Origin of the sequence: Microcoleus sp. bin48.metabat.b7b8b9.023 (assembly GCF_013299185.1) — a bacterium.
GTDB lineage: Bacteria > Cyanobacteriota > Cyanobacteriia > Cyanobacteriales > Microcoleaceae > Microcoleus.
In genome coordinates this window covers 1-7,811 of the sequence record NZ_JAAFKG010000113.1, presented here as the reverse complement: position 1 = coordinate 7,811, position 7,811 = coordinate 1, and the positions used below count along the sequence as shown (strand labels likewise).

The 7,811-nt window shown below is 47.9% G+C and carries 8 protein-coding genes; 5 read left to right on the top strand and 3 right to left on the bottom strand.

Going from position 1 to position 7,811, the window contains the following annotated elements:
- Nucleotides 1-180 precede the first annotated feature (180 nt).
- From QZW82_RS31860 to QZW82_RS31850, 3 genes are all read right to left on the bottom strand, one after another.
- The gene (locus QZW82_RS31860; RefSeq protein WP_293158300.1) at nucleotides 181-1,080 is read right to left on the bottom strand and encodes a hypothetical protein; all 900 of its coding nucleotides are present in this window, start codon (nucleotides 1,078-1,080) and stop codon (nucleotides 181-183) included.
- A 510-nt stretch (nucleotides 1,081-1,590) separates the two neighbouring features.
- The gene (locus QZW82_RS31855; RefSeq protein WP_293158297.1) at nucleotides 1,591-1,836 is read right to left on the bottom strand and encodes a hypothetical protein; all 246 of its coding nucleotides are present in this window, start codon (nucleotides 1,834-1,836) and stop codon (nucleotides 1,591-1,593) included.
- Nucleotides 1,837-1,838: 2 nt separating this feature from the next.
- A complete protein-coding gene (locus QZW82_RS31850; RefSeq protein WP_293158294.1) occupies nucleotides 1,839-2,378 on the bottom strand; it encodes a tyrosine-type recombinase/integrase in 540 nt (179 codons plus the stop codon).
- A 247-nt stretch (nucleotides 2,379-2,625) separates the two neighbouring features.
- Between QZW82_RS31850 and QZW82_RS31845 the strand changes: the two genes are divergently transcribed.
- The 5 genes from QZW82_RS31845 to QZW82_RS31825 are packed head-to-tail and all read left to right on the top strand — an operon-like array spanning nucleotide 2,626 to nucleotide 7,618.
- Nucleotides 2,626-3,174: a hypothetical protein gene (locus tag QZW82_RS31845; RefSeq protein WP_293158291.1), complete on the top strand. Its 549-nt coding sequence runs from the start codon at nucleotides 2,626-2,628 to the stop codon at nucleotides 3,172-3,174.
- Between the two features lie 3 nt (nucleotides 3,175-3,177).
- Nucleotides 3,178-4,005, top strand: coding sequence for a hypothetical protein (locus QZW82_RS31840; protein WP_293158288.1), 828 nt, complete (start codon nucleotides 3,178-3,180; stop codon nucleotides 4,003-4,005).
- Nucleotides 3,998-5,686: a hypothetical protein gene (locus QZW82_RS31835; RefSeq protein WP_293158285.1), complete on the top strand. Its 1,689-nt coding sequence runs from the start codon at nucleotides 3,998-4,000 to the stop codon at nucleotides 5,684-5,686. Before QZW82_RS31840 ends, QZW82_RS31835 begins: the two co-directional genes overlap by 8 nt.
- Nucleotides 5,687-5,739: 53 nt before the next feature.
- Complete coding sequence (locus QZW82_RS31830; RefSeq protein WP_293158282.1) at nucleotides 5,740-6,102, top strand: hypothetical protein; 363 nt, start codon at nucleotides 5,740-5,742, stop codon at nucleotides 6,100-6,102.
- Entirely contained in the window at nucleotides 6,095-7,618 is a 1,524-nt protein-coding gene (locus QZW82_RS31825; protein WP_293158280.1) for a hypothetical protein, read from the top strand. The genes QZW82_RS31830 and QZW82_RS31825 overlap by 8 nt, the downstream gene beginning before the upstream one ends.
- Nucleotides 7,619-7,811 lie beyond the last annotated feature (193 nt).

Genomic DNA, 7,811 nt, shown 5'->3' with positions numbered 1-7,811 from the left:
AGTGATGTATTATTGTTACATCTCTGAAAATTTTTGCTGGCAATTAATAGTTGTTAATGGTCTGATTTTTGAAGTTTTATGGGTTAAGAAGATTTAATTCATGCCCTCACGTTAATTTTTAGGAATCTCTAACTGGGTGATGCGATAATTGCACAGATTTCTGGGTGTTTTTACTCACTATTATCTCGGATAATTCACTTTTACCCCCTCAAGCAGTGTATGTGCCAGTTGGGGGTGCGGAATGTGGGTCTTATCGGAAGTCTGAATGTAGGCCCCAGAAATATCAATGCGCGAAACCCTATTAGAGAGTGTGGGAGGTGAAGGTTCGTTACCAGGCAATCGAAAAAAATTAAATGCATCTCCCCCGCCAAGGCCGGAATAATTGCAAAATTCAGCTGTCCCAAATCCGATCTGAACAGAATTCCATGACATCGCAGCGGAATTCCCCGCCACGTTGGCAGTGGGCAGCGGCACTGACGTAAGAAGGGGTGCACCGGCTAGTCGGTATCGTGCGTCTCCCTCGGCTTGCAGCAGGTACTGAGCGTGAGGGTCTGCGGCCGCCAAATGCGCGTTTATCGCTGCCGCTACCTCAGAGTCGCGAGCGATTGCAGCAGGGATATCAGCATCAGTCAGTGCCCCTGCTAGTCGGTATCGCGCGTCTCCCTCGGCTTGCAGCAGGTACTGAGCGTGAGGGTCTGCGGCCGCCAAATGCGCGTTTATCGCTGCCGCTACCTCAGAGTCGCGAGCGATTGCAGCAGGGATATCAGCATCAGTCAGTGCCCCTGCTAGTCGGTATCGCGCGTCTCCCTCGGCTTGCAGCAGGTACTGAGCGTGAGGGTCTGCGGCCGCCAAATGCGCGTTTATCGCTGCCGCTACCTCAGAGTCGCGAGCGATTGCAGCAGGGATATCAGCATCAGTCAGTGCCCCTGCTAGTCGGTATCGCGCGTCTCCCTCGGCTTGCAGCAGGTACTGAGCGTGAGGGTCTGCGGCCGCCAAGTGTGCGTTTATCGCTGCCGCTACCTCAGAGTCGCGAGCGATCGCACCGGGTACTTGAGGCTCAGTAATTGGGTTTTGCAGCATTAGATAATAACGATCGGCTCAGTGACGTTGATAACAGTGGGGGAGGAAGTAGCGCGCGCGACGATCGGCCCTTGCCAGCCACTTGGATCGGAAAAATACCCCCCAGGTAAAAGCTCGGCCTTGATACTCCCCACCGATAAATCGGGGGGATTCTTGATTAAGACCACAAAGGGACTCTCAAAGGCGTTATCAAAGCACCTCTAGACGCTCAAAACAACTACCAGTACAAAAGGTATTGCAATTGCGCTTACTTTTAAATTGTATGTGCTTGCTTTCGGAGTCCATCACTTTTGCCAGATAGGTACGCTTCACACTCTGCCGTTACTTGTCAGTTATACAGGCTTACTACGATCGTAGTGGTGGCTCACTGTGCCGGGATTTCTCCGATACTAGAGTGTTTCAACACGTAGATGGTTGTTCTTACTTACGATTTAATTCTTACATAACCTTTCAATTAGTTATGTAAAATATTGAAGGCGGTTGAAACCGCTGGCGACTTCCTCCCCAAGTCTAAAGCCTGGGGCTTCCGTCTCGTTCTTTGGTGAAAATGGTTGGAGATACGGTTGTCCCCAAATTAAAAATTGCATTTGCCGTACCCGCGTTGTAAAGCATTGCTCCTTTTCGATTTCTGCCAGGGCGATCGGGAGCGATCGTCGTTGTCGCAGTAGTCAGGGAAAAGCTAACCGTGGTGTTTGAGTTAGAGAAACTTGTCGGCTGTTGCTGTGAAGCTTGTGGGGAAATATTGAATAATGTCATTTTTAGAAATTTGCGATCGCATTTTTGCGCTGTTCTTCTGAAATTTCGATATATCGCCCGAGTGACGAAAGGCTCGCGTGACCGGATAGGGATTTAATCAGCCCAGGGCTGCAACCGAGGTTATCTAGCCTCGTGATAAAGCCCCTTCTCGCTGAATACAGGGAATATCCCTGATTTTCAAGGCCGGCTTTTTTTAATGCGCGTCGAAAAGCGCGATCGATCGCCTGCCGCGACAAAGGCTTCCCCGGCTTAACTCGGGACGGGAATAAATAGCCATCCTCCAAGCATTCATAATCTCGAAGAATTTTTTCCAGAGCAATGTGACAGGGGACTTCTCTGGTTTTCTTGTCTTTCCGTGTCGTCGCGCTGTAGATTATTTCCGAGCGCACGATGCGCCTAGATGGATTTACATAAAATTGCGAAACCTTGCTTTTTAGTATAGCCTCCGGTCTCTCTCCAGTGTACCAAGAAACAGCCAAGAAAACCCTGTGAACATCTGTAAAAAAATGTTTGCTGATTCGCTCGTAAATGTCTTGAGTCATTTTCGAGGCCTGTCCAAATCCATTAACTTTCACCTGTTGCCCTTTCCCTCTAAAAACAAGACAATCGACAACCTTTTAACACCCCTTTATACTCTAGCGCCTCAAACCCGTACAGCGAGGGAGTAGTTAAAACTTAAGAAGTTGCTCTTTTATCTAAAAGAGCAACTTCTTAAGAAAAAACGACAATCATATTTACAACAAAATCCTGCATAAACTGAGAATAGATTCCTACTAACTTGCTATCAATATGGCACCACACACATCAGGCGCCGGAGCTACTGTCTCGGGAACTTCTTACTCGGCCCCAACAGGGCCGGCCAGTAAGGAGCGTTATGTTTACGGCATTCTTGGGCTGCTCGAACAGGAGGAAAATCGGCTCTCGCGAGTTGCGGTAGACAGAACCGACAAAATAAGTATTACGGCAAACCTGTCTACTAAAAAGGCAAACATCGACTTATTGATCAACACAACCGCGAGCAATACCGCTAACGGTGTTTCCCAATACGCCGCAACCCATTACCTCGTCGGCTCGACTTTTACAAGCGGAACGGGTGGAAGCAGCTTGGCGCCAAACTTGGCACAGGCCGCAATGGAAGCTGTGATTGCCCTAAAACTCCTAGAATTAGACCTGGCTAAAAACCCTGACAAAATCACCGCCGTAACGCGGTGCCAACACGTGCTCAATAACAGCGGTGGCACAAATGCAACGTTTAGTGCATCGCTAGAATTCCCTATAGAAATTATCATTTTGCCTGGTGGCGGCTCTGTTATTGAAGGGAAAACTTACTTAACCTAACCAATGGCAGAAAACAAATTAGAAAACACCAGGACTTTTAGACGAACCGTCACGAGTGCCGATGGCACGGGAATCATTGAAATATTGAATTGTGCGGACGCATTCGCCGAATACAACTCGCTGGTTAATTCCCACCACTTAGGGAGAAGCTTCTACCTAGAAGCACTTAGTGGCGCGATAGATCTGCCTTCGTTCAAGAGGGCGCCTTACCCCGATATTTACCCGGAGATGACAGCAGCAGAAAAAATTGCTGCGATGCTTGCGATTGAGGAGGATTATCCTTTTGTTGGGGTGAGGTTTCACGCTCGAAAAGGCGGGGGAACTTGGTCAAACTTGGCAACCGCAAGGTTGCAGAATAAAGGAAGAGAGACGACAATTCCCTTTACAATTCCCTACCTTACAATCAATCAATTAAAGTTACTAAGCCCGGATGACAGGTTGGGGATATCAATAATTAATTATGGTCATGGCGTTCTTGGGGCAGGAGATTATATTAATTTCGAGGGCGATTTTAGATACGAGATTGATTTGATAGCCAAGCCAGTAAATAAGATTGTGGGAAGTGCCATCCCTTATGGTATTGACATCCCTTCAACAGCCCCGACTAGATTTAGATTGGCTAATGCAAATAGAGCCATTTTCTACGCAACAAATACCGGGAATGCAGATATTTGGATTGCTGGCAATTCGAGCGTTGCGGTAGGTTCAGGAATTTATTTGGCCTCCAATGGTGGAGGGAACCTAACCGAGGAAACGCTGACAGGTGAACTTTGGGCGATCGCCGAAGGTAGTCCATCCCGAATTTCGGGAATAGAGGCGAGCTATGTCTAGGGTTTCGTCTAAATCATCTCTGTCGCCCAGCGCCACAAGGGGGTCAAGTGCGATCGACCTCGGCAAAGATAGCGGCGTAGACATGGGTCAAAAATCTCAGCCCTCAGCGTCCAGCGGTGGAATTGGAGTCACCCGCGAAGTGGCAAATATTGGTGGAGTGTCAGTAACCGGGGGAGTCAGTGTGGATGTAAGCCCCATAGGGTTGGACATCAGCGGAAACCCCAATTATGAGGATCCTTCTAAAAGTTCGATTTCGATCGCTGGCAGCGCAGAGATTCCGGGGGGAGTAGTCGGACTTGGCGGGGGCGTCACTGTCAATACCAGTACGGGTCAAATAGAGGGCGGAAGTGTTAGCGGCGAGGTGGTCGGGATTGGTGTTGAGGTTTCTAAATCCTCTGAAGGCGTAGGGGTAGGATTTTCGGTGCAAATTCCGGGGACGCCGATTTCTATTCAGCTTGGTTTTGGGTTTCCTGAGAAGAAAGAACCAACACCTACGCCAACACCTACGCCAACACCTACGCCAACACCAACAATCTATATTCCTGATAATTTAAATATTCAATCTCAATGCCCGGATGGCGTCAAATGGACTGCAATGATACAGGCATGGAGGTGGCCCGCCGCCCTTCCCGTCTCAGGAGCTCTAAAAAAAATAGCAGAAGAATTTGAGTACGGTGTAAAAAACATGAATGGGGCGGATTATGTTGGCTACAACCCAAAATTCCCGTCAGATGCCGACAAGTCGTTTGGTGCTGGCAAATGGGTAATGTTTGAGAAGAAATTCGACGTTACTCTGCAAATCAATTCATTTTGGTTGTCTAACCGTGGCAGGACTTTTGATTCTTATATTGTCACAATTCGGCAGGAATATACTTACACTGAATATTTCCACAAAGATTATCAAGGATTTGGCGGAATGCCAGGAGAGGTTTTTGATTTCAAGGTTTCCCTGATTTCTATTCGCTCGCCACCTATATGCTCGGATGGATCTATCGGAGTTCCTTTCAATGAGCTTGTACTGCCCCCAGCCTTTTTTCCTGTTCCCCCCAATTCACCACCTAGAAAAGAAATGGATGAATGCTGTCGCGAATCCATCAAATTGATGCGCCAAATTCACAAAAGACTGGGGATTAGCAAGTTTCCCGGCGAGCTTCCTAGTACGATTATTCAAACAGTTGAAAAAGGTCAACAACCAGCAGAACCGCTCCAAGAGAAAATTGAAGACTTTGCCGATCTTTTGATGTGGATGTTCCAGCGTGATGACGAACGCTGGGGTCAGTGGCAAATTCAAATTGATGTTAAATACAGCGATTTAACAAAAGAAGGCGACCAGGGCAAACAAATTAAATTCCCAAATTTGGCAGAATCAATTGCCGAAATGGAGGGGCAAATCCTCAGTTTGCAAGCAAATGTAGAAGCCCTCGTCGCTTTATCAACTCGCAACTTGTGCGAGTCCGGAATGGGGCGCCAAGAAGCGATTAAAGCTTACTTGGCAAGCATGGCAATTGCCAAGTACATGAATTTCCCTTATGACGAATCGGACATTGAAATGCCCTCAACGTTTACCCCAAAAGCCGAGTCAATTGATGAACTCATCAAGGAAAGCATAATCCACGTCAAAGGCATTGAGTATACAAACAAGGAAACCCAGCGAGATATCTTAGGAATGAAAATTCAATAATTTCAGCATCTTTACGCCCGCTAGCTTTGCAGGCAAGGATTGAAAGTTCGAGATTGCTTAAGTTATTAAATTGCCATTCCTTATTAGATTTGTTGCAGGCTGCTGCAATCACTAGGGCAGTACATTGGCGGCAAGTAGACCCTAAAAAAGACATCAAATCGCAAATATTGGAATCAATCAAAGGAAGTGCTGACTTAAGCGAAAAACTAGAAAATCCTATAGCTAAAGACGATGACCCGAGTAAACCTAAGCACGTTAAAGATTGGGAAGATTTCCTCGATCAGGTAGAGGATGGATTTGGCTTTGAGACGGGAATTGAAGATGCCCAAACCCCCTACGGCCGATCCAGAGACCGCAGACCCCGCATCAGACAGATTGGCGACAACATAGGTCAAGCAGGTAAACCAAATGGCTGATGCAGTAAAAAAAATTGGGTTGGTTCTGCGCGATTTGGCTAGTCGCAAAATGCGCGAATCTTCGACGGGTGGCAACATTATCCGCACTTGGTCGGCGAGCGCAACGACGACTTCTCAAGATAAAGGACTCCTAGAATCTATTTGGGACGGTGCGACGCGATTCGTCGGTTTTCTGGTGTCAGGGGTTGTTCAATTAATTTCGTTCAGTTGGACTAAGTTGTGGAGTTGGATTGTTGGGGGTACTCAGTTTATCGCTAATTTTAACTGGAATATTTCAGACGAAGCAATCGACAAACAAATCCAGGGATTGTGGGACGCTTTTGGCGGCGTGTTGGGGGGTGCAGTAGGACGGGCGATCGGCTGGATTGGTTGCGGTTTAGTTCCGGCTGCTGCCATTATGACTTTCAATGAAGCGCTGGCAACTCACTTGCTAAAGGAAGTTGGCGAGCAAGCCCTGGACGAGCTGCTCGACGCTGCTGGTGAAGTAATCCAGGCTGGATTTAGGATGGGAGTGCAATCCTCATTTTTGTGGCTTTACAAAAATGTTAGGGGAGCATTGAAAAATCCAGCAAATCCGCTGGGAATTGCTCTTAGAGGTTTGTTTGGAAGCGAGAAAATAGACAAATGGGGAACGGGAGAAAGTTGGACAATTGCAGGCGCCATTGAGAAATCAATTGAGTCGATTCCCAATACTTTTTTAAGAAATTTTGTAGAAGAAGGCTTTGAAGAAGGCACAGAAGCTTGTATCGAGGCCGGTTACGCCGTCGCGGGCGGCATTGATGCTTGGCTGGCGATGCAAAAGGTGGCAAATAATTCGGTACTCGGTACCGATCGCACCATAGAAATTACTCCAGATCGATCGGTTCCCGACGAGCGCATTGTATTGTCTGGCCCTGAAGCAGTGATGAGGCCGACTGTTGTTAATGTTTTGGCGACTCACCAAATGCTCGGCAATCGCGATGTGGGAGTTCTCATCAACGGTACCCCTGTTGACGATTACGTGCGGCCTAATTTTCAGGAACGCTATTTGATCATTGAGTTCAAAGAAAAACAACAGCCTCCCTGGGTAATGCCCGACGGGAAGCGGGCCCGCAAGCGACAGGTGACAATTCCCGATGCCAAGCGTGACCTAACTTGGGACAAGATTAAACTAGCGGCTAAACTCTACACCAGCGGGCAAAAGCTAGTCACGGCGCAACTCAACAACGGCCGCCAGATGCAAGTCTACGCCAACACAGAGAACGAGGGACTCAACAAAATAGAAGAGCTGCTAGCTTTATCTACTGCGGAAATAGTTCCCAACGGCGTCCGCGACTCCGGCTACACAAACCCAACTGCCCGGCGCACGCAGCAGCCTTACATCGTTTACCCGTCGAAAGCCGTTTTGGTGTGGCGCCGCCGCTCTGAGGACTTGCAAGGGCGAAACGATTTGTCTGATCGCGTTTGGGACGAGCAGAGGATCGAGATGGATTTGTGGACTGAAAGCGAGCCGGTAGACTTGGAACCGCTGGGATAACTTATTTGTAAGTTTTCAAAAGATACCGACGCTCGCGCTCAATTTGGGATTTGACTTCCTCTAAGGACAGATACATTTAACCCGGTAAATCCCGGACTAAGCCCAGAATAGCCGTGTATGGCAAAACAGAAAAAGCAGCAAGCTCTCCTGTCAGGGAGGTATCTCTCAAAGCTTTCAACAAAATATTGAAAGC